The 17,374-nt window shown below is 74.0% G+C and carries 16 protein-coding genes and 1 tRNA gene; 15 read left to right on the forward strand and 2 right to left on the reverse strand.

Going from position 1 to position 17,374, the window contains the following annotated elements; translation table 11 throughout:
- Window positions 1-62: 62 nt before the first annotated feature.
- Complete coding sequence (locus ABEB17_RS16310; protein ID WP_345717783.1) at window positions 63-755, forward strand: class I SAM-dependent methyltransferase; 693 nt, start codon at window positions 63-65, stop codon at window positions 753-755.
- Here ABEB17_RS16310 and ABEB17_RS16315 read toward each other — a convergent pair.
- Window positions 695-1,684 carry a glycosyltransferase family 2 protein gene (locus ABEB17_RS16315; RefSeq protein ID WP_345717952.1) on the reverse strand — a complete coding sequence of 330 codons (990 nt, stop codon included), beginning with the start codon at window positions 1,682-1,684 and terminating at the stop codon, window positions 695-697. The two genes, ABEB17_RS16310 and ABEB17_RS16315, sit on opposite strands and share 61 nt — an antisense overlap.
- Before the next feature lie 124 nt (window positions 1,685-1,808).
- Here ABEB17_RS16315 and ABEB17_RS16320 point away from each other — a divergent pair, with 124 nt between their 5' ends.
- The 14 genes from ABEB17_RS16320 to ABEB17_RS16385 all read left to right on the forward strand — a co-directional run bounded on the left by ABEB17_RS16320 (window position 1,809) and on the right by ABEB17_RS16385 (window position 16,874).
- Window positions 1,809-1,964 carry a hypothetical protein gene (locus ABEB17_RS16320; RefSeq protein ID WP_345717784.1) on the forward strand — a complete coding sequence of 52 codons (156 nt, stop codon included), beginning with the start codon at window positions 1,809-1,811 and terminating at the stop codon, window positions 1,962-1,964.
- Window positions 1,965-1,974: 10 nt separating this feature from the next.
- On the forward strand, window positions 1,975-2,595 hold the full coding sequence (gene nadD, locus ABEB17_RS16325; RefSeq protein ID WP_345717785.1) for a nicotinate-nucleotide adenylyltransferase: 621 nt from the start codon (window positions 1,975-1,977) through the stop codon (window positions 2,593-2,595).
- A 3-nt stretch (window positions 2,596-2,598) separates the two neighbouring features.
- A complete protein-coding gene (locus ABEB17_RS16330; protein WP_345717786.1) occupies window positions 2,599-4,299 on the forward strand; it encodes a LytR C-terminal domain-containing protein in 1,701 nt (566 codons plus the stop codon).
- A 77-nt stretch (window positions 4,300-4,376) separates the two neighbouring features.
- On the forward strand, window positions 4,377-4,763 hold the full coding sequence (gene rsfS, locus ABEB17_RS16335) for a ribosome silencing factor (protein WP_345717787.1): 387 nt from the start codon (window positions 4,377-4,379) through the stop codon (window positions 4,761-4,763).
- Window positions 4,760-5,404, forward strand: coding sequence for a histidine phosphatase family protein (locus ABEB17_RS16340; protein ID WP_345717788.1), 645 nt, complete (start codon window positions 4,760-4,762; stop codon window positions 5,402-5,404). The genes rsfS and ABEB17_RS16340 overlap by 4 nt, the downstream gene beginning before the upstream one ends.
- Before the next feature lie 70 nt (window positions 5,405-5,474).
- Window positions 5,475-5,550 (forward strand) — tRNA-Ala (locus ABEB17_RS16345).
- 252 nt (window positions 5,551-5,802) lie between these two features.
- Window positions 5,803-7,005: an endonuclease gene (locus ABEB17_RS16350; RefSeq protein ID WP_345717789.1), complete on the forward strand. Its 1,203-nt coding sequence runs from the start codon at window positions 5,803-5,805 to the stop codon at window positions 7,003-7,005.
- A gap of 38 nt (window positions 7,006-7,043) precedes the next feature.
- Window positions 7,044-8,000: a GGDEF domain-containing protein gene (locus ABEB17_RS16355; protein WP_345717790.1), complete on the forward strand. Its 957-nt coding sequence runs from the start codon at window positions 7,044-7,046 to the stop codon at window positions 7,998-8,000.
- Between the two features lie 58 nt (window positions 8,001-8,058).
- Complete coding sequence (gene octT / locus ABEB17_RS16360; RefSeq protein ID WP_345717791.1) at window positions 8,059-8,799, forward strand: diglucosylglycerate octanoyltransferase; 741 nt, start codon at window positions 8,059-8,061, stop codon at window positions 8,797-8,799.
- Window positions 8,800-8,988: 189 nt separating this feature from the next.
- The gene (leuS, locus tag ABEB17_RS16365; RefSeq protein WP_345717792.1) at window positions 8,989-11,874 is read left to right on the forward strand and encodes a leucine--tRNA ligase; all 2,886 of its coding nucleotides are present in this window, start codon (window positions 8,989-8,991) and stop codon (window positions 11,872-11,874) included.
- Window positions 11,875-11,878: 4 nt separating this feature from the next.
- On the forward strand, window positions 11,879-12,721 hold the full coding sequence (locus tag ABEB17_RS16370; protein WP_345717793.1) for a DegV family protein: 843 nt from the start codon (window positions 11,879-11,881) through the stop codon (window positions 12,719-12,721).
- Between the two features lie 70 nt (window positions 12,722-12,791).
- On the forward strand, window positions 12,792-13,430 hold the full coding sequence (locus ABEB17_RS16375) for a glycerol-3-phosphate acyltransferase (RefSeq protein ID WP_345717794.1): 639 nt from the start codon (window positions 12,792-12,794) through the stop codon (window positions 13,428-13,430).
- Window positions 13,431-13,689: 259 nt separating this feature from the next.
- A complete protein-coding gene (locus ABEB17_RS16380; RefSeq protein ID WP_345717795.1) occupies window positions 13,690-14,403 on the forward strand; it encodes a ComEA family DNA-binding protein in 714 nt (237 codons plus the stop codon).
- Complete coding sequence (locus ABEB17_RS16385; RefSeq protein WP_345717796.1) at window positions 14,400-16,874, forward strand: ComEC/Rec2 family competence protein; 2,475 nt, start codon at window positions 14,400-14,402, stop codon at window positions 16,872-16,874. Before ABEB17_RS16380 ends, ABEB17_RS16385 begins: the two co-directional genes overlap by 4 nt.
- On the opposite strand, the gene ABEB17_RS16390 is transcribed toward ABEB17_RS16385, so the two are convergent.
- Window positions 16,864-17,355: a beta-class carbonic anhydrase gene (locus ABEB17_RS16390; protein ID WP_345717797.1), complete on the reverse strand. Its 492-nt coding sequence runs from the start codon at window positions 17,353-17,355 to the stop codon at window positions 16,864-16,866. The two genes, ABEB17_RS16385 and ABEB17_RS16390, sit on opposite strands and share 11 nt — an antisense overlap.
- Window positions 17,356-17,374 lie beyond the last annotated feature (19 nt).

Raw genomic sequence — 17,374 nt, forward strand, 5'->3', positions numbered from 1 at the left:
GGCGGCCGACTCGGTGGCGGCCGGCTAGGTGGCCGCCGGGCGGCCTGGCAGGATGCACGCCTGTGGAAGCAACCGAGGTGCGCAAGCTGGCCGAGCTCGAGGACACCCACTGGTGGTACCGGGAGCGCCGGCACCTGCTGGCCCGCGAGCTGCGTGGCCTGCGTCCGGGGACGGCGCTGGATGTCGGCGCCGCCGGCGGCGGGAACACCCGGGTGCTGCGCGACCTGGGCTGGCGCGCCACCGCGCTGGAGTACGGCGCCGAGGGAGCGGGCGTCGCGCAGGAGCGCGGCCTGGCCACCCTGCGCGGCGACGCGACGGCGCTGCCGGTGGCCGACGCGAGCCTGGACCTCGTCGTCGCCTTCGACGTCCTGGAGCACATCGAGGACGACGACGCCGCGGTGCGCGAGGTGCTGCGGGCGCTGCGTCCGGGCGGGCACTACATCGTCGCCGTGCCGTGCGACCCGAAGCTGTGGTCCGCGCACGACGAGGCCGTCGGGCACGTGCGCCGGTACACCCGACCCACCCTGACCACGCTCCTGGTGCGCAACGGCTTCGCCATCGGCCCGGTTCGTTCCTGGAACGTGCTGCTCCGCCCGGTCGTGGCGGTCCGGCGGCGCAGCAGCAGCGGCAGCGACCTCGAGCAGCTGCCCGGCATCGTGAACCACGGGCTGCGCGCGGTGATCACCGCGGAGCGCTACCTGCCGGTGCGTTCGCTGCCCGGCGTCTCGCTGCTGGTGGCGGCCCGACGTCCCTGATCGGGCGTTGTCGCCGCGAGCGAGTCGTAGGCGACGAAGTACGACGGCCGGCCCTGCATCTGGGTGTACATCCGCCCGACGTACTCACCGAGCATCCCGAGGCAGAGCAGCTGCACGGCGCCCACGGCGGCCACCGCGACGAACGTGGACGTCCAGCCGGGCGTGGTGTGCCCGGTCAGGAACGACCCGAGGGCGTAGACCAGCAGCGCGAGCGCGGCGACCCCGCCGACCAGGCCGAACCAGGTGGCCAGTCGCAAGGGCGCGGTGGAGAAGCCGGTGATGCTGTCGACGCTGAGCCGCAGCATCTTGGTGAACGGGTACTTCGAGCGACCGGCGGCCCGGGCGGCGCGCTGGTACCCCACCTCGGCGCTGGGGAAGCCCAGGGCCGGGACGACCAGCCGCAGCACCCGGTGGTGCTCCGGCAGCACGTTGACCGCGTCGACGGTCGCCCGGCTCATCAACCGGAAGTCTCCGGCGTGGGAGGGGCCACTGGTCCGCCCGATCCGGCCCATGACGCGGTAGAACGCGCTGGCCGTGCCGCGCTTGAACACCGAGTCGGTGCTGCGGTCCGTACGCACCCCGTAGACGACGTCCACGCCTTGCGAGCGTGCGGCCTGCAGCATCGCGGCGATGGACTCCGGCGGGTCCTGCAGGTCGGCGTCGATGCTCACCACCCAGTCACCGCGGGCCCGCGCCAGCCCGGCGGACAACGCCGCCTGGTGGCCGCTGTTGGCCCGCAACCGCACGACCCGCACGGCCGGCCACTCGCGCCGGATCCGCTCCAGCAGCACCGGCGTGGCGTCCTTGCTGCCGTCGTCGACGACCAGGACCTCGTACGTCTCGCCGATGTCGTCCAGCACCGGGCGCAGCTGCTCGGTGAACAACGGCAGCACCTCGGCCTCGTCGTAGACGGGGACGACGACGGACAGCACAGGCGCGTCGATGACTGCTCCTTCGAGGACGGTCGGGGCCTTCTGTCAGACTGTACGCGGACGAGCCCATCACCGACCGCGCGTCGGGCCCCCACGCCCGCGCTGCAACGAGGAGCCCACGATGTCGCAGGCCCTGGTCCTGGCGGCCACCACGCCCGAGCACCACACCGAGCTGCCGCTGCCGCCGTTGATGTACGGCGTGATCGCGATCACGGTGTTCATCGCGCTCCTCGGCCTGGTCTGGACCTTCCGCGGCAGCTCCAACAAGCACCACTGAGCCCGACCAGATGACCCCGGCGGACGGCGTGCGACGTCGGCTGGGCGTGATGGGCGGCACCTTCGACCCGATCCACCACGGCCACCTGGTGGCGGCCAGCGAGGTGTCCAGCGGGTTCGGTCTGGACGAGGTCGTGTTCGTCCCGACCGGCCAGCCCTGGCAGAAGGACCAGCGGGCGGTCAGCCCCGCCGAGCTGCGGTACCTGATGACGGTGATCGCCACCGCCTCCAACCCCGGTTTCACCGTCAGCCGGGTGGACGTCGACCGTCCGGGTCCGACGTACACGATCGACACGCTGCGTGACCTGCACGCCCAGCACCCCGACGCCGACCTGTTCTTCATCACCGGCGCGGACGCGCTGGCCGAGATCCTGTCCTGGAAGGACGTCGACGAGCTGTTCGAGCTCGCCCAGTTCGTCGCGGTGACCCGCCCCGGGCACGAGCTGAGCGGCGCGGGGCTCCCGGCGGACCGGGTGACGCTGTTCGAGGTGCCTGCCATGGCCATCTCGTCCACCGCCTGCCGGGAGCGGGTTCGGACCGGAATGCCGGTTTGGTACCTGGTCCCCGACGGTGTCGTCCAGTTCATCGGAAAATATGGGCTCTACCGAACGGGTGAATCTGCCGAGAGATAGAGGGTGGCAGATCTGCTCGTCTCCGGTGGCGACACCGAGCGTCCCTGGCAGCGCGTCCAGCCGGACCCTGACGGAGCCCCCGTGGGCGCCCTCAGCGGCTCGGCCGCGACGCCGACCCTGCATGCGCCCGACGACCCGCCCGACGACCCGGCCGGCGATCCCGGCGCAGGTCGTGGCATCGCGATCGCCGACGTCCCCGACTGGGTCGTCGAGCGGGTCGACCTGGTGACCTACCCGACGCGGATGGCTCGCCGTCGGGCGCTCGAGCAGGCCCAGGTCACCGACGGCTGGCAGCCCGACCCGCTGATCACCCCGCCGGTGCTCAACCTGGTCGAGGACGAGCTGTCGCGCGTGCTCGGCCGTCAGTACGAGCCCACCATGCAGCCCGAGCCCGACCCCCAGCCCGAGCCCGACCCCCAGCCCGAACCCGAGCCCCAGCCCGAGCCCCAGCTGGACATCCCCGCCCAGGCCGGGCCGCCGTCGTCCAGCCGCGCGACGCGGCCGGACCTGCTGCCCTCGGTCGCCCGCTCCCAGCGCGGCGCGCGTCGCCGGTCGCAGCGGCGCCGGTTGGCCGTGATCGCCGGCGCCGTCGCGGCGGTGCTCGCCGCCGTCGCGTCCGTGGTCGTGCTCACCCACGGGAGCTCCGACAAACCTGACGGCGCCGGCGCCGCCGCGGCGCCGTCCCAGCAGGTCGTGGCCCTCGCGCTGTCCGCGGGTGACCAGCTGACCGGGGTGTCGCTGCTCGCGGCCGGCCAGGGCGGGGCTCAGCAGGTGCTCGTCCCCAGCCGACTGCTTCTCGACGTCCCGGGGGCCGGCCGGCTCCCGGTGTCCCGCTCGCTCGCCCCCGGCGCCTCGGCCCCCGGTGCGGCGGTCGCCGACGCCCTGGACATCCGGGTCGCCGGCACGTGGGTGCTCAGCACGTCCGCGCTGGCCACCCTGGTGGACAGCGTCGGCGGCGTCAGCGTCGACGTCGACGTCGACGTCCCGAAGGGCTCCGGCGAGGGCGCCGCGATCGTGGCGTCCGCCGGCGACGACCAGCGGCTCAACGGCGCACAGGCCGCCGCGTACGCGCAGCTCCTGGTGGGCGACGAGCCCGAGGCCGTCCGGCTGGCCCGCCAGGAGCGGGTCGTGACCGCCCTGCTGGCCGCTCTGCCGGAGGACGACGCCCGTCGCCGCGCGTTCCTGGTCGGGCTGCCGGGGGCTCCGACGTCCGACGTGCTCAACGCCGTGGTCGCGGTCACCGGTGGGCTGCGCGAGGCGGCCGCGAGCAACGCGCTGCCCTCCACCGTGCTCCCCGTGCGCGACATCGACACCGGCGGTGACATCACCGCCTACGGGCTGGACGACGCGGCGGCTGCGGACGTGGTCAAGAGCCGGCTCGCCGGCGCACTGGTGCCCGTCCCGGCCGGCGGTCGGCTGATCGTGCTGGTGCAGAACGGTGTCGGTAGCCCGGGTCTGGGTGACACGGCCCGGTCGAAGCTCGTCGCCCACGGCCTGAAGTACAAGGGCGGCGGCAACATCCAGGGTTTCGGCGTCACGCAGAGCGTGGTGCTGATCCCGGACGGGTCGTCCACCAGCCGGGCCAGGGGCCTCGCGGTCGCGCAGGCTCTGGGGCTCACCGAGTCGGCGCTGCGCCTGTCGGACTCGATGCCGTCCGTCGCGGACGTCGTCGCCGTGCTTGGGGCGGACTTCGCCCGGACGTAGCGGTCGCCGGCTCGTGAGAGGCTAGGGGCGCGCGCGGCCGGGTCCCCGGCCCGCCTCCTGACCCGCAAGGAGTACCGGTGCCAGCCTCCGATCGTGCCCGCGAGCTCGTGCTCGCCGCCGCGCACGCGGCCGCGGACAAGCTCGCCACCGACGTGGTGGCCATCGACGTCAGCGAGCAGCTCGTCATCACCGACGCGTTCCTGGTGGCCTCGGCACCCAACGACCGCCAGGTCGGCGCGATCGTCGACGCCGTCGAGGAGGCGCTGCGCGCTCACGACGCCAAGCCGCTGCGCCGTGAGGGCGAGCGGGACGGACGTTGGGTGCTGCTCGACTACGCCGAGGTCGTCGTGCACGTCCAGCACGACGAGGAACGCACCTACTACGCGCTCGAGCGGCTCTGGAAGGACTGCCCGTTGATCGAGCTCCCCGAGGAGGCTCGGGGCCGGAAGCGGACGGACGCGTGAGTCGCGGCCGACAGGTCCTGCTGCTGCGGCACGGCCAGACCGGCTGGAACGCCGCCGGCCGCTTCCAGGGCCAGACGGACATCGAGCTGGACGACGTCGGCCGGCGTCAGGCCAAGCGGGCGGCGTCCCACCTGGCTCGGCTCTCGCCGTCCGCGATCGTGTCCTCGGACCTGCTCCGGGCACGGGCCACGGCCGCGGCGCTCGCCGCGCAGACCCAGCTGGAGGTCGCCGTCGACGTCCGGCTGCGCGAGGTCTACGCCGGGTCGTGGCAGGGCCTCACGACCACCGAGATCGACGAGCAGACCCCCGAGCTGCGGCAGGCCTGGCGCACCGGCGCCGACGTGCGGCCCGGCGGGGACGGCGAGACGCGGCTCGAGCTGGGCAAGCGGGTGGCCGAGGCGGTGCGCGAGCACGCGGAGATCATCGACCCCGGCGAGCTGCTGGTCGTGGTGACCCACGGCGGCTCCATCAGCAACGGCGTGCAGACCCTGCTGGGCGTGCCGCGCGAGTACTGGCCGGTCGTGTCCGGGGTCGGCAACTGCCACTGGACCGTCCTGGAGCAGCAGCGGGACGCACGCTGGGTGCTGACCGAGCACAACGCGTTCTCGCTGCCCGAGGACGTCGTCGGCGACGAGTCCTGAGGCGTTCGACCCCCGATTTGGTCCGGTGCCGGGGGGTCAGGCTAAACTTGGCGAGCCCTACGGGGTGAACGGGGCTGTGGCGCAGCTGGTAGCGCACTTCCATGGCATGGAAGGGGTCAGGGGTTCGAGTCCCCTCAGCTCCACCAGGACGACGGCGGGCCGGTGACGGCCCGCCGCTTCTGTTTTGCCTGCGACCTGGTGCGGCGCCGAGACCAGAGAAGTGGGGCATCTGGGCCGGCTCGGCTGCCCCACTTTCTCTGGTCTCGCGTCCGCGACGCGGGCAAGCGGCGTGATCGACGACAAGTCGAAACGTGCGCTTTGCCCGTTCTTGACCGCAGGATCGCTACGTTGTCGAGGCTCCGTCAGGAGGACTGGCGGTAGACGAGACGGGAGCACCCATGACGCGCAACCCGGGCAACCGGTGGACGAGAGGCCGGTGGAAGGGTGTGCTGGCGCTCGTCGCCGCGCTCGCGGCGGCGGTCATCGTCGTCCCGGGGCTCGCCGGCACGGCCGGGGCCGCAGCCCCGCTCACCGTGGCCCAGGCCCGGGCGAGCCAGACCGGTGCCACCGGCACCGTGCGGGGCTACGTCGTCGGCCAGCCCACGGCGTCCGACACGGTGGTGCGTTCAGGGTTCCCCAACGACTACGCGATGGCGCTCGCCGACAGCGCCTCCACCACGAGCACGACGTCGATGGTCTACGTGCAGATCCCGGCGGCGTTCCGCTCCGCGTGGGGCCTGCGCAGCAACCCGTCGCTGCTCGGCCAGCAGCTCGACGTCACCGGAGCGCTCAGCGCGTACTTCTCCCGACCCGGCGTCACGTCGTCCACGGCGTTCGCGAGGTCGGGCTCGTCCAGCCCGACGTCAACCGCGACACCAACCCCGACATCCAGCCCGACCGGGTCCGACCCGAACGCCACGTACTACGCGGCGGCCGCCGGCAAGAGCGGGGCCGCGCTCCGCAACGCCCTGCACTCGATCATCTCCACCGGCGTCACCCGGCTCACCTACGACCAGGTCTGGGACGCCCTGAAGGTCACCGACCAGGACCCGAACAACACCGCCAACGTCATCGAGATCTACTCCGGCCGCTCGATCGCCAAGAGCAGCAACGGCGGGGGAGTCGACGACTGGAACCGCGAGCACGTCTGGGCCAAGTCGCACGGCGACTTCGGGACCGCGACGGGGCCAGGTACCGACGTCCACCACCTGCGCCCCGAGGACGTCAGCGTGAACTCGGCCCGCGGCAACCTGGACTTCGACAACGGCGGCAGCGCCGTGGCGCAGTGCAGCGGCTGCACCGTGGACGCCGACTCGTTCGCCCCGCGCGCGGCGGTCCGCGGTGACGTGGCCCGGATGATCTTCTACATGGCGATCCGCTACGAGGGCGGCGACGGGTTCGCGAACCTCGAGCTGGACGACGTGGTGAACAACGGCAGCGCGCCCTATATCGGCCGCCTCTCCGTGCTCAAGCAGTGGAACGCCCAGGACCCGCCGGACGCGTTCGAGAAACGGCGGAACCAGGTCATCTACGACCAGTTCCAGCACAACCGGAACCCGTTCGTCGATCACCCCGAATGGGTCGCGTCGATCTGGGGCTGAGGCTCAAGGAACCGCGCCCGTGTGACGAAGATTCACCCGTGACGGAACCCTTGGATCGCCCGCACCACGCACCGGCCCTGCCGTTGTGGGCGTTCGACGTGGCCGCCGTGGCGCTCGCCGCCGTCGGCGCCGTGCTCACCGTGCTGTCGGTCGACCCGGGCTGGACCGCCCTCGCCGTCCTCGCGCTGGCCGTGGGCGTGCTGGGATCCGAGCGCTCCGTCTGGTTGTCGATCGCCCTGGCCACCGGCTGCACCGCGCTCCTGGTCAGCGTCGGGATGCACGTCGTGCGGACGCCCACGTGGACCCTCTCCGAGATCCTCGACTGGGCCCTGGCCCTCGTCGTCCTCGCCGGCGTCGGGTGGGTCGCGTTCGTCGCGCACGCCCGGCTGCACCGCGGCCGGCACGAGGTCGACCGGGCGATGGCCTTCGCGCAGGACGCCACGGTGCACGACCCGCTGACCGGCCTGGCCAACCGCAAGGGCCTGGCCATGCTCGGTGCGCAGATCATGGAGACCGCGCGACGCCGCGGCGACGCCGTCTACTGCATGTTCCTGGACGTCGACGGGCTGGCCCGGGTCAACACCGAGCTGGGCCACGCCTCCGGCGACGAGGTCCTGCTGACTGTCGCCGAGGCCCTGACCACCTCCACCCGCGCCACGGACGCCGTGGCCCGCTGGGGTGACGACGAGTTCGTCGTCGTCGGCCCGGGCACCGGCCTAGCGCCGCTGGAGATGGAGCGCCGCGTCCGCGCCCGCTGCCTGGAGAACTCGCCCGTCCCGCGCGAGCGCTGGGGTGCCCGGATCAGCGCCGGCGGTGCCGTCCTTGAGCCCTGGGACGACGGGGACGTCGACTCGCTGCTGCGCCAGGCCGACCGCGAGATGCACCTGCGGCGCGCACTGCGCCGCGAGGCCGCGGCCCCGCCGTACCGGCCGGTGCGCCTCGACCAGAGCCCCAACCCGCCGGACCTGCGCCGCCCGCACGGCTGGTCCGACTGACCCGCACCTGCGCGGGCACGGGGACGGGCAGGGGCACGGGCAGCGCTAGCGTGCTCGCGTGACCGGTCGGCTGCTCGTCCTCGGCGACTCGCTGACCTACCACGGGCCCACCGGGCCCGAGCTCGTCACCGACCCGCGGCTGTGGCCGCAGCAGGTGGCGGCGTCCACCGGACGCCGGCTCGACCTGCTGGCCCGGCAGGGCTGGACCGCCCGCGACGCGTGGTGGGCGCTCACCAAGGACCCGGTTGCCTGGTCCGTGCTGCTGCCGCGGGCCGACGTCCTGGTCCTCGCGGTGGGCGGCATGGACGCGCTGCCGGCCAGCCTCCCGACGTACCTGCGGGAGGGGATCCCGTACGTGCGGCCGGCCGCCGCGCGCCGTCGGGTGCGCGCCGCCTACCGGACCGCTCACCCGGTCGTGGTGCGGTGCACCGGCGGTCGGCTGCGGGCGCTGCCGCAGCGGGCCACCGACCACTACCTGTCCCGGGTCGTGGCCGGTGCGCGGCACTACCGGCCGGGCATCGCGGTGGTCGCGCTGACCCCGCCGCCGTGGCGATCCGCCGACTTCCCGGTGCACCGGACGCACGGCCCGTCCGTGCAGGCCGCGCGGGCCTGGGCGGCCCGCGAGCGGGTCGACCTCGTCGAGCTGGACCCGATCGTCGCACCGGCACTGGCCGCCGGCCGGGGCAACCCGGACGGCCTGCACTGGGACTGGCCGACCCACCAGGAGATCGGGCGGGCGGTCAGTGCTGCCGTGGCCCGCGCCGTCCGCGCGAGCGCCGCCGGCACTGCGCTAACCTGACCAGGTGCGAGTCGTGCAGCTCCTTAGCCGGCCGCGCTGACCTCGAGAACGGGTGCGACCCCGCCGGGCCCCGCACGATCCCGCGTCAGCGCGGCGACCCTCCTGCGCAGGTCCAGCCTGTGACCCGGGGGTCTTTTCGTGTCTCGCAGACACTCCAGCGGCCGGCACCCTGACGACGACAGGACCATGATGAGCGACACGATCGACAGCGCCAGCACCGCGAGCGCGGCGGAGACCCCGCCGTTCCGGTACTCCGCGCAGCTTGCCGGCCAGATCGAGCAGGACTGGCAGGACCACTGGGAGAGCGAGGGCACGTTCAGCGCGCCCAACCCCGCCGGGCCGTGGGCGGACCCGGACGGCGTGGCCGCCCGGGAGAAGCTGTTCGTGCTGGACATGTTCCCCTACCCCTCGGGCGCCGGCCTGCACGTCGGGCACCCGCTGGGCTACATCGCGACGGACGTGTTCGGCCGCTACCAGCGGATGCGCGGGCTGAACGTGCTGCACGCCCTGGGCTATGACGCGTTCGGCCTGCCTGCCGAGCAGTACGCCGTGCAGACCGGGCAGCACCCGCGCAAGACCACCGAGGAGAACATCGTCACGATGCGCCGCCAGCTGCGGCGGTTGGGGCTGGCGCACGACTCGCGCCGGTCGGTGGCGACCACGGACCCGGAGTTCGTGCGCTGGACGCAGTGGATGTTCCTGCGGATCTGGGACGCCTGGTACGACACCGATGCCGAGGGCGGGCGGGGTCGGGCGCGGCCCATCGCCGAGCTGGAGCGCGAGTTCGCGGACGGCGTCCGGCCGCTGCCGGACGGGCGCGACTGGGCGGACCTGGACGCGGGGGAGCGGCGCGATGTCGTGGACGGCTACCGGCTGGCCTACGTCTCCGAGGCGCCGGTCAACTGGTGCCCCGGCCTGGGGACGGTGCTGTCCAACGAGGAGGTCACGAACGAAGGCCGCAGCGAGCGCGGCAACTTCCCGGTCTTCAAGCGCAGCCTGCGGCAGTGGATGATGCGGATCAGCGCGTACTCCGACCGGCTGACCGACGACCTGGACCGGCTGGACTGGCCGGAACCGGTCAAGCTGATGCAGCGCAACTGGATCGGGCGCAGCCACGGTGCGCGGGTGCGGTTCGCGGTGGCCGGCGGGGCCGACATCGAGGTCTTCACCACGCGGCCCGACACGTTGTTCGGTGCGACGTTCATGGTCCTGGCGCCCGAGCACCCGCTGGTCGACCAGATCGTCCCCGCGGCCTGGCCCGAGGGCACGAAGGACGCCTGGACCGGCGGCGCGAGCGACCCGGCGGCCGCGGTCGCCGCCTACCGGCAGCAGGCGTCGCTGAAGAGCGACCTGGAGCGGCAGACCGAGGGCCGGGAGAAGACCGGCGTGTTCACCGGGGCGTTCGCGACCAGCCCGGTCAGCGGCCAGCCGGTCCCGGTCTTCGTCGCCGACTACGTGCTGATGGGCTACGGCACCGGCGCGATCATGGCCGTGCCCGGCCAGGACGAGCGCGACTGGGAGTTCGCCACCCGGTTCGACCTGCCGATCATCCGGACCGTCGCGCCGCCGTCGGGCTGGGAGGGTGAGGCGTTCACCGGTGAGGGTCCGGCGATCAACTCGGCCAACGACGAGATCAGGCTGGACGGCCTGGGCATCCCCGAGGCCAAGGCCGCCATCACGCAGTGGTTGCAGCGCAACGGGTCTGGCGAGGGAGCGATCACCTACAAGCTGCGCGACTGGCTGTTCAGCCGGCAGCGCTACTGGGGCGAGCCGTTCCCGGTGGTGTTCGACGACGAGGGTCGGGTGCACGCCGTCCCGGACGACCAGCTGCCCGTGCAGCTGCCCGACGTCCCGGACTACTCGCCGCGCACGTTCGCGCCGGACGACGCCGACTCCGACCCCGAGCCGCCGCTGGGCCGCGTGCCCGAGTGGGTGTCCGTGGAGATGGACCTGGGTGAGGGCCCGCGGCGCTACCGCCGCGAGACGAACACCATGCCGAACTGGGCCGGGTCCTGCTGGTACTTCCTGCGGTACCTGGACCCGGCGAACCAGGACACGTTCTGCGACCCGGAGAACGAGGCCTACTGGATGGGGCCGCGCGGCGAGCGCGCGCCGGGGGTGGCCGACCCCGGCGGCGTCGACCTGTACGTCGGCGGCGTCGAGCACGCCGTCCTGCACCTGCTGTACGCGCGCTTCTGGCACAAGGTGCTGCACGACCTGGGCTACGTGACGAGCGAGGAGCCGTTCCGGCGCTACTTCGGCCAGGGCATGATCCAGGCGTTCGCCTACCGGGACACCCGTGGTCAGGTCGTCCCGGCCGACGAGGTCGTCGAGGACGACGGCGAGTGGTCGTGGCAGGGCGAGTCGGTCGCTCGCGAGCACGGCAAGATGGGCAAGTCGCTGAAGAACGTCGTGACGCCCGACGAGATGTACGAGAGCTACGGCGCCGACACCTTCCGGGTCTACGAGATGTCGATGGGTCCACTGGACGTGTCACGGCCGTGGGAGACGCGGGCCGTCGTCGGCTCGCTGCGCTTCCTGCAGCGACTGTGGCGCAACGTGGTCGACGAGCAGACCGGTGGGCTGACGGTGGTCGACGAGCCGGCTCCCGAGGCGCTGCGCCGGGCCCTGCACCAGACCGTCGACGCGGTCGGGCGCGACTTCGAGGGCATGCGGTTCAACACCGCCGTGGCCAAGCTGATCGAGCTGAACAACCAGCTGACGCCGTTGGCGGCCGTGCCGCGCGAGCTGGCGGAGCCGCTGGTGCTGATGGCCGCGCCGATGGCGCCGCACCTGGCGGAGGAGCTGTGGCGCCGGTTGGGGCACGACACCTCGCTGGCGTTCGAACCGTTCCCGCAGGCCGATCCCGCGCTGCTGGTCGACGACACGGTCACCTGCGTCGTCCAGGTCCAGGGCAAGGTCCGCGACCGGCTGGAGGTGCCGCCGGGCATCGCCGAGGACGAGCTGCGCGAGCTGGCCCTGGCCAGCGACAAGGTCGTCGCGGCCCTGGCCGGTCGCGGCATCCGCACCGTCGTCGTCCGGGCGCCGAAGCTGGTCAACGTGGTGCCGGAGTAGCACGGTGGTCGTCGCCGTCGTCACGGACTCCACCGCCACCCTGACCGACCACGACCTCCAGGGGCTCGACGTGCGCGTCGTCCCGCTGCAGGTGGTGGTCGGCCGGACGGCGTACGACGAGGGCGTCGAGATCACCTCGGCCGAGGTCGCGGCCGCGCTGCGGGCCGGGACGCCCTCGTCGACGTCCCGGCCGAGCCCCCAGCTCTTCCTGGACGCCTACACGGCGGCCGCCGAGGCCGGCGCGGACTCGGTGGTGTCGCTGCACATCTCGGCGGCGCTGTCGGGGACCTACGAGTCCGCGGTGCTCGCCGCGCGCGACTCGCCCGTGCCCACCGAGGTCGTCGACTCGCGCTCGATGGGGATGGGCCTGGGCTACCTCGTGCTGCAGGCGGCACGGTCGGCCGCGGACGGACAGGACGCGGCGACGATCGCGGCCGCGTCCCGCGAGCGCGCCCGGACCTCGCGCGCGTTCTTCTTCGTCGCCACCCTGGAGCACCTGCGGCGCGGCGGCCGGATCCGGCCCACCGCCGCCTTCGTCGGCTCGGCGCTGGCGATCAAACCCCTGCTGGTGCTGGACGACGGGATCATCTCGCCGCTGGAGAAGGTCCGGACGTCGTCCCGGGCGCTGGCCCGGCTCGCGGACCTGGCGGCGGCGCAGATCGGGCCGGGCCCGGCGGAGGTCGCCGTGCACCACCTGGACGCCCTCGAGCGGGCGCAGGCCCTGGCGGACGGGCTCGCCGCCAGACTGCCCGACCTCGGCCCGATCGAGGTGCGGGACGCCGGCGCCGTGATCGGCACGCACGTCGGGCCGGGGATGGTCGCGGTCGTGGTGGTGCCGGGCCCATGAACGGCCGGCCCATGAACGGCCGGCCCATGAACGGCCGGCCCATGAACGGCCGGCCCATGATCGGCCGGGCATGAACGGCGCGCCGTGGTGGCAGCTCGTGCTGCTCGTGGTGCTGGCCTACCTGGTGGGCTCCGTGAGCCCGGCCGCACTGCTGGCCCGCCGGCGCGGGATCGACCTGCGGCACAGCGGGTCCGGCAACCCGGGTGCGACGAACGTGGCCCGGGCGATGGGCCGGCGCTGGGGGATCACCGTCGGCGTCCTGGACGTGCTCAAGGGCACCGTCCCCACTCTCGTCGGCCTGCTCGTGCTGGGTCGTCCGGGGGTGTACGCCGTCGCCGTCGCGTGCGTGCTCGGCCACGTCACGTCGCCCTTCCTGCGGGGCCGGGGCGGCAAGGGGGTGGCGACGTCGCTCGGCGTGCTGCTCGCCGCGGCCTGGCTGTGGGTGGCGGCCGTGGCGGTGGTGTTCGTCGTGGTGGTGGCAGTGACCCGGTGGGTGGCCGGCGCGTCCGTCGCGGCAGCGCTGGCGCTGGCGCCGGTGTGCCTGCTGCTGGGGCCGGTCTGGGGCGTCCCGGCGGACGCCTGGTCGCGGGTCTTCGGACTCGTCCTGGTGCTCGTGGTGCTCGGCCGGCACCGGACGAACCTGGTGCTGCGCTGGATGGCGCGCAAGGCCGGCGCCGGCACCAGCACCGGCACCAGCACCAGCACCTGACCCCCCCACTAACGCCACTCAGTCCGGTTTCCGCCACTCAGGCCGGTTTCCCGGCCACGCAACCGGCCTGGGCGGCGGAAGCGGGCTCTTGTCCACGGGAAGACGGTTCGTCCCACCGTCCACAGGTGCGGGTCGGCGGGCTGTGCCGCGGACGCCGGATGCCTAGCGTCGCAGCGTGATCGACGACTTCGAACCACACGAACCCGCGCCTCGGACTGGACGGCGGACCAGCCTGCGCGCAGGTGCGGACCGACTCCTGGTGGACGTCGCAGCCCGGACGGGAGTGAGCCCGCGGGCCGTGGTCTGCCTGCTGGTGCTCGCGCTCGTCGTGCTCGCCGTCATCGGGTTGCGCACTGGGTTGACCCGGGCGGGCGCCGAGCCCACGCCGATCCCGGCGTTGGCCACCAATGCTTCGGCGGCGGCGACGTCCAGCACCGCGCCGAGCTCATCCGTGGGCGCGACTGCACCGGGGACGCCGACCGCATCAGGCACCGTGACCGCAGCGCGGCTGGTGGTGCACGTCGTCGGCCAGGTCCGTCGGGCCGGGGTGGTCCGGCTCCCCGTCGGAGCCAGGGTCGAGGACGCCCTCGAGGCGGCCGGCGGGGCGAGGAACGGTGCGGACCTCGCCGCGGTGAACCTGGCGCGGCCGTTGGTGGACGGCGAGCAGGTGGTCGTGCCGAAGCGCGGCGAGGCGCTCGCCGCGCCCGCGCCGGCCGGCCCGGCCGGCCCGGCCGGCCCGGCCGGTTCCACCGGAGGGGCGGTCTCCGGGACTGCGCCCGCTACACCGGTCGACCTCAACACCGCTACCGTCGAGCAGCTCGACGCGCTGCCAGGAGTGGGGCCGGTGCTGGCGGGGCGGATCCTGGACTGGCGCACCCAGCACGGCCGGTTCAGCTCCGTCGACGAGCTCGGTGAGGTCAGCGGCATCGGTGAGAAGGTGCTGGAGCGACTGCGCCCGCTGGTCCGGGTGTGACGGAGACCGCTGAGCCAGCCGAGCCAACTGATCCCACCGATCCCACTGATCCCACTGAGCCCCCGGACCTGCGGTTGCTCGTCCCGGCCCTCGTGGCGTGGTGCGCCGCCGCCGGTTCGCTCGGCGCTCCGTCCATCGGGCGCGGCGCGGCGGCGGTGGTCCTGGTGCTGGCGTCGGGCTGGACGGCCAGGGCGGCCCGCCGCCGGCTGGAGCGAGGCGGACGGCACGCCAGGCTGCGCGCCGGGCCGGGCCTGGCCGCGGCCGCGCTGGCGTCGCTGGCCGCCGGACTGGTTCTCGCGTCGTCCGGTCTGCAGGCGTGGGCGCGCGACTCGGGGGGTGTGCGGGCCCTCGCGCAGGACGGCGCGACGGTGGTGGTCGAGGGCGTGGTGGCCAGCGACCCGCGGACGCTGCCAGCCCGCGGCCACCAGCCCCCGATGGTGATGCTCCGGGTCTCCGCGCGGTCGCTGGCCGGCCGTGGCGCGGGCCGGAGCGTCCGGGCCCGCGTGTTGGTCTTCGCCGACCAGCGGTGGTCCGGGCTGCGCTGGGGCCAGCAGGTGCGGCTACGGGGCCGGCTCGGGCCGTCACCGACCGCCGACGACGTGGTCGCCACGCTCACGGCGCGGGGTCCGCCCGAGGTCACCCGGGCCGCCTCGAGCCTGGACCGGCGGGTCGAGGCGGTTCGCGCCGGGCTGCGCCGCGCAGTGGAGCCACTGCCCGTCGACGCTCGTGGGCTGCTGCCCGGCCTGGTGGACGGCGACACGTCCCAACAGCCCGAGGACCTCGCCGAGGCCATGCGCACGACGGGACTGACGCACCTGTCGGCAGTGTCGGGGACGAACGTCTCCATCGTCTGCGCGATGGCCCTCGCGCTGGCCCGTGGGATCGGCCTCGGCCGCCGTACCCGGCTCGTGGCGGCTGGCGTCCTGCTGGCCGGCTTCGTCCTGCTGGCCCGTCCTGAGCCGTCGGTGCTGCGGGCGGCCGTGATGGGGGCGATCGGGCTGCTCGCCGTCGGGACGTCTCGGCGGCGCGCCGCCCTGCCGGCGCTCTCCACGGCCGTCGTCGTCCTGCTCGTGCTCGACCCCTGGCTCGCCCGGTCGTTCGGCTTCGCCCTGTCAGTCCTGGCCACGCTCGGCCTGCTGCTGTTCGCCACCCGCTGGGGCCGGGCGTGGTCGAGGCGGCTGCCCGGCCCACTGGCCCGACCGCTCGCCACGGCGCTCGCCGTCCCCGTCGCCGCCCAGGTGACCTGCACGCCGCTGATCGTGCTGCTGTCCGGCCGGGTCAGCCTGGTGGCCGTGCCGGCGAACCTGCTCGCGGAGCCGTGTGTGGCCCCGGCCACGGTGATCGGGGTCGCCGCCGCCGTGGTCTCGCCCGTGTCACCCTGGGTCGCCGCCCTGCTGGCCCGGGTCGGCGGACTGCCGTGCCAGGCCATCGGCTGGATCGCGAGGTCGCTGGCCGAGGTGCCCGGTGGCCAGCTGCCGTGGCCCGATGCGGCGCCAGCCGCGGTGCTGCTCGCGGTGCTGCTCGGCGCCGCGGTCTTCCTGGGGCCGGTGCTGGCCCGACGGCGTCGGTCGCTGCTGGTCGCGGCCGCGACGGTCACCGTGGGTGTGCTGCTCGCCGTGGTCCGACCCAGCCTGCCGCCGCGGCCCGGGGCCGGGGTCTGGCCGCCGCCGGGCTGGGTGCTGGTCGCGTGCGACGTCGGCCAGGGGGATGCCCTGGTCCTGGCCACGGGCCCGGGCCGCGGGGTCCTGGTCGACGCCGGGCCCGACCCGGACGCCGTCGACGACTGCCTGCGTGACCTCGCGATCCGGCAGCTCGACACGGTGGTGCTCACCCACTTCCACGCCGACCACGTCGACGGGCTAGCCGGTGCGATACGGGGCCGGCGGGTGGGTCAGGTCGTCGTCACCATCGTGGACGACCCGCCGGAGCAGGCTCGGCGGGTCCGGGCGCTCGCCGGGCGGGCCGGGATCGACGTCCGGACCGTCGTGGACGGCGAGACCGGGCGAGACGGGCCACTGTCCTGGCAGGTGCTGTGGCCCGGACGCGTCGTGCACGACGGCTCCGTGCCGAACAACGCCAGCATCGTGCTGCGCGCCAGTGCCGGTGGGCTGAGCCTGCTGCTCCTGGGGGACGTCGAGCCCGCTGCGGCGCGCGCGGTCGCGGTCCGGGCCCGCCAGGCCCCCGGCGGTCCGCAGGTCGACGTGCTCAAGGTCGCCCACCACGGCAGCGCGCAGCAGGATGCCGGGCTGATCGCCGACGCCCGTCCGCGGCTGGCGCTGGTCAGCGTGGGAGAGGGCAACGACTACGGACACCCCGCGCCGTCCCTGCTCCGCCTGCTCGCGGAGCAGGGGACGGTGCTGGCCCGCACGGACCGGCAGGGCGACCTCGCCGTGGTGGTCCGCGACGGCGGGCTCGCGCTGTCGACCTCGGGCCCGCACCGGCACGAGCCCCGCGGACGGGTCAGCCGGTGACCTCGTGCAACGTCCCGTCGGCCACGTCGAAGACGAACCCGCGCACCTGGTCGGTGTGCGGCACGAACGGGCTGGTCCGGATGGCGGCAATGCCCTCCCGGACGTCGGTGTCCAGGTCGGTGAACGACCGCGCCGCCCACTCGGGCTCGGACCCGGTGTCGTCCCGCAGGATGCCGGCGAACTGCTCGTCGGTGAACGTGAGCATCCCGCAGTCGGTGTGGTGCACCAGCACGATCTCGGTGGTGCCGAGCAGCCGCTGGCTGATCGCGAGCGAGCGGATCGCGTCGTCGGACACGACGCCTCCTGCGTTGCGGATCACGTGCGCCTCACCCTCGGCGATCCCCAGCACCCGGGAGACGTCCAGCCGGGCGTCCATGCAGGCCAGGACGGCGATGTGCTTGGACGGCGGGAGCGGCAGCGGACCGCTGAACCCCTCGGCGTACCCCTTGTTGTTCTCCAGGTACTCGTCGGTGACGGACATGCGATCTCCTCAGGCTCGG

The organism is Angustibacter luteus (assembly GCF_039541115.1).
Lineage (GTDB): Bacteria > Actinomycetota > Actinomycetes > Actinomycetales > Angustibacteraceae > Angustibacter > Angustibacter luteus.

Coding starts and splice junctions, on each gene's coding strand:
- ABEB17_RS16390 (WP_345717797.1), bottom strand. CDS start 17,355: ATGTCCGTCACCGACGAGTACCTGGAGAACAACAAGGGGTACGCCGAG.
- ABEB17_RS16320 (WP_345717784.1), top strand. CDS start 1,809: ATGTCGCAGGCCCTGGTCCTGGCGGCCACCACGCCCGAGCACCACACC.
- ABEB17_RS16375 (WP_345717794.1), top strand. CDS start 12,792: ATGAACGGCGCGCCGTGGTGGCAGCTCGTGCTGCTCGTGGTGCTGGCC.
- leuS (WP_345717792.1), top strand. CDS start 8,989: ATGAGCGACACGATCGACAGCGCCAGCACCGCGAGCGCGGCGGAGACC.
- ABEB17_RS16350 (WP_345717789.1), top strand. CDS start 5,803: ATGACGCGCAACCCGGGCAACCGGTGGACGAGAGGCCGGTGGAAGGGT.
- nadD (WP_345717785.1), top strand. CDS start 1,975: ATGACCCCGGCGGACGGCGTGCGACGTCGGCTGGGCGTGATGGGCGGC.